The organism is Bradyrhizobium sp., assembly GCF_017881085.1.
In the GTDB taxonomy this organism is placed as follows: Bacteria; Pseudomonadota; Alphaproteobacteria; order Rhizobiales; family Xanthobacteraceae; genus Bradyrhizobium.
In genome coordinates this window covers 1-2795 of sequence record NZ_JADGRI010000480.1, presented here as the reverse complement: position 1 = coordinate 2795, position 2795 = coordinate 1, and the positions used below count along the sequence as shown (strand labels likewise).

Annotated in this window: 2 protein-coding genes and 1 pseudogene; all 3 read right to left on the bottom strand. The window is 60.6% G+C overall.

Translation table 11 applies throughout. The annotated features are described in order from the left end of the window. Positions 1-1070, bottom strand: a 1070-nt coding sequence (locus QZ213_RS26925; RefSeq protein ID WP_291689087.1) for a DUF3500 domain-containing protein, incomplete at its 3' end; no start/stop codon positions are given. Positions 1071-1115: 45 nt separating this feature from the next. Continuing rightward, positions 1116-2042 carry an ISAzo13 family transposase gene (locus QZ213_RS26920; protein WP_291689088.1) on the bottom strand — a complete coding sequence of 309 codons (927 nt, stop codon included), beginning with the start codon at positions 2040-2042 and terminating at the stop codon, positions 1116-1118. A gap of 8 nt (positions 2043-2050) precedes the next feature. Further along, a pseudogene (locus QZ213_RS26915) lies at positions 2051-2795 on the bottom strand (hypothetical protein); the annotation flags it as partial.

Here is a 2795-nt window from a genome sequence, read left to right as displayed (position 1 = left end):
TCGCCCTGCTGCGGCGCATACTCGATGATCAGCGTGGGACCCTGAATACGGTAGTACGCCAGACCACCGTTTTTCGTTGATCCGCTCCAGGCGAAGTAGGTTCTCGGCAGGTTGGCTTTGATTTCCGCCATCTTCGCTGCTGCCGCTTCGTCGTTGAGGATGCCGACCCACTCGTGCACGACGTCGAGCAGCAGAGCCTGCTGATTCGCATCCAAATCCGAGGCGAGGATGCCTTCCGGTTGGATCACTTTTCCGTCGGCGCCGGGCCCGAGCACCAAATCCTGCACTTCATAGTTAAGGATGGCGTGCTTCTGTTGCGCGGCATTCAACGCGTTGATGAGTGCAAAGCCCTTGTCGTTTTCACGGCCGAGGGGTCGAATGGTCTGGCCGTTCAGAATGTACTTCGCCGGCTGGGCGGCCGGCAGGCTGGGCGTCATTACTGTGTTCGGGCCGACCACCGTGACGTTGATCGCGAGATGATGCCCGCCGAATTGAATCATCCAGGCCGCGGTTGCCGACGGGGTTCCGAGGAGCGCAATGTAGTACTCGTCGAGTCCGAAGCGAACGCCGCCGCCGCGTCGGCCTGCCGCCGCGGTACCTGCGCCTCCCTGGCGGCCACCGGTCCGGCCGCCTCCGGCGTTCTTGAGGACCTCATCGCCGTTCATGATGTCGGTGACCTTCTGGTAGCCCTCGCGGCTGAGGGCTGCGGCAACCAGCGCGAGCGCCGCCTCGCGTTGCCGCGACGTCATGTCGCCGAGGCGCAAGCCATTCCGCTGAAAGATTCCCGTGGGAAGGTTGGACCAGCCGGTCCGCTGGCTGCTCGTGAAGCCGAACGTGCATTTGGACCGCTCGGCGTCGGTGAGCGTCACCAGGAACTGGTTGGCCGCCTCGACCACCTTCGCCGTTACGGTTCCCGGCGCCGCGGACTTAACCGATGGCGGCGAACCAGTTCGCTGCTGGGAGCCAACGGCAAGCGGAAACACGAGCGCGAGCAAAATGAGCGCTGGGCGACGCACCGCGGCGGCGAAGGCTACCGGCACGGCGGTCCATTGGCGTCTGTTCATTGTCATAGGCGTACCTCCAGGTGGAGACTATGGGACAACTCAAGATTAACTTCACAGATTCGGTGCAATGGTGTAGTTCCATTTCGGTAGGGTGGCGCTGTGTTTGAGGCTGAGAGAGGAGATCAGGCCCGGGTCCGGTTTGAGGCCGGTCGGATACTCTTTTCGGTCCAGATAGGCAGTCACCACCAAGCCCGTTTGGGTACTGGTAGTGCGAATGAAGTTGAGCATGGTTTCATAGCTGGTCAGTGGCTCGGCGGCCCAGTTCTTCGAGATTTCTGAGAACAGGCGATGCTCGATGGGATTCCATTTGGAAGCGCCGGTGGGATAGTGTGCGATCGTTACCGTGAACCCGAATGCGTTGCACACCTGCGCCTGAAGTTCGGTCTTCCAGACCCAGGAACGGCAACTGTTGCTGCCGCCTGAGTCCGCCAGAACCAGCAACTTGGGAACACGGCCCCAGCGATGCGATCCTTCGCGTTTCCACCAGGTAGCGATGGAGTGGGCGGCGAAGGCTGCGGTATCGTGTGAGATGCCGACGCAGACGGTGCCGCGGTTGTGCGGCGGGTCGTAAATGCCGTAGGAGATGCCGACACCGCTGGCATCGGAGGGGAAGTCGTGATCGTTCACCAGAACGGGCGAGCGATCCCATTTGGCTCCGGTGTTCTTGAAATTGCCGATCAGTTCGCGTTTCTTGCTATCGACGCTGATGAAGGGAAGACCTTGTCGTTCGAAGCGAGTCCGCAGCAAGCAGATATGCTGGAACTGCTGATCGCGGTAGGGGGTGGAATTGGTGGCGATCTGTTTGCGATTGACGCGCAAAGAGAAATCCATTTGGTACAAAAGACGAGCGACAGTGTTGGCCGAGACCGGAATGTCGATCTCTTGCAGAACCTGTGCGATCTTCTCGGTGGTCTTGCGGGTCCACTTCAGCCCGGTGATGGGATCTCCGGCTGTGTCATGCTCCAGAAGAATCTCGATGGCATCGATTATTTCAGGCGTTTTTTTTCCACCGGCTTGCGCCCGCCGCCCGTTCTGCGGGCGCGGTCCACTTCCACGTCCTGAGCTAACAGTTGCTGTCTCCCGCGGGCCACGGTGTGAGGATCAAGATCGAGGAAGTCGGCCAGTTGATGATCGCCACCACGGCCCAGTTTCAGCGACTCCAGTCCGGCATACAATCGGCGTTGCTGCTCGTCCAGCAAGCTGTAGAACAAGAGAATCGAGGCTTTCAATTCGTCCTCGGAGACCGCCAACACGGACGCATCCGGTACAGTGGGGACGGCTTCCACGGTGCGGCGCGTCAGTAGTTGGCCCCGCTGGATGTCACGGTCAGTGGCGGTGTAAAGGTAGAGACCGGAAACCGTCTCGCGAGACACGCGTCGCTGCTGCGTCAACTGATGCAGTGCGTCTTGCACTTCGACGTGCAAGGCGCGCGCCAGTTCATCGGCGAAGACACCACGTGGGGAACGATTGACGAACACTTCGGCAGTGGCCAGCAGCGTGCCGGAGCGCGAGAACCAGACGTCAGCCTGCGACCACAGTCCATGGTCGTCAAAGCGGGCGATTTCGCGGAGCGTATAGAATCGGCCACGATGGGAGTAGCTGCTGAGGTAATCCAGTGGTTTGAGCTTGCGGAAGACGGTGACGTCGACGGGGTTGCCGAGGGCTTGCTTCATTTCGTCGAAGGTGGCGATCTGATTGCGCAGCAGAAGCGCGCGCAGTGCATCGGAGCGG